This window comes from Marinobacter iranensis (assembly GCF_029207565.1).
In the GTDB taxonomy this organism is placed as follows: domain Bacteria; phylum Pseudomonadota; class Gammaproteobacteria; order Pseudomonadales; family Oleiphilaceae; genus Marinobacter; species Marinobacter iranensis.
In genome coordinates, this window is the sequence record NZ_JANCMW010000152.1 from 1 (window position 1) to 272 (window position 272).

Genomic DNA, 272 nt, shown 5'->3' on the forward strand with positions numbered 1-272 from the left:
GATCTCCTCGGGCTCGAACCAGTCGAGCCATTCGATCGCGGCGACCTGGCTGGCCGGCATCACCCGGGCGAGCACGCCCGAGGCGCGCTCGGGCCCCAGCGCCCTGGTCATGATGCTTTCGATCTTCGGCGCCGGATCGAACGTGACGCCGGTGCGCTCGCGCGCCTTGAAGACGAAATCGTCCAGGACGATCTCGACCTCGGCCTCGCTGACGTCCGCCACGTTGAACATCGCCTTGCCGAGCTGGCGCACTTCCTCCGGATCGAGCTTCT

1 protein-coding gene is annotated in these 272 nt (G+C 67.3%); it reads right to left on the minus strand.

Features of this window, described 5'->3' with window-relative positions; translation table 11 throughout:
* Positions 1-272: magnesium and cobalt transport protein CorA (locus NLU14_RS21830; RefSeq protein ID WP_275710562.1), on the minus strand; the 272-nt coding region annotated here is incomplete at both ends.